The organism is Pseudomonas sp. DE0010 (assembly GCF_007680745.1).
GTDB classification, from domain to species: Bacteria; Pseudomonadota; Gammaproteobacteria; order Pseudomonadales; family Pseudomonadaceae; genus Aquipseudomonas; species Aquipseudomonas parafulva_B.
Window position 1 is genome coordinate 1 of sequence record NZ_VEJQ01000282.1, and the last position, 242, is coordinate 242.

At 67.4% G+C, this 242-nt stretch carries 1 protein-coding gene; it reads right to left on the bottom strand.

Translation table 11 applies throughout. From position 1 onward, the window contains the following. A partial coding sequence (locus FS767_RS22545; protein ID WP_305986832.1) for an NAD(P)H-hydrate epimerase occupies positions 1–242 on the bottom strand: 242 nt, incomplete at both ends.

A 242-nucleotide genomic window follows, 5' to 3' on the forward strand; every position in this document is an offset into this window, starting at 1 on the left:
TGGGCGGTGGCGTGGGCGGGATTCTGCGGTTCCTCCATCAGCGGCTCGAACACCAGACTGCCGACATGGTCAGGCCCCTTGCCGGTGAACAGGCCGAGCTTGAGGCCGATGAAGGTGATGGTCAGATCGGCGCGCACCAGAGGGCCCGCCGCGGCGCCGGTGTCGGCATCCAGTCCGGAAGGGAGGTCGATGGCCACCACCGGCAATTCGCTGGCGTTGATCCGTTCGATGGCCGCGGCATA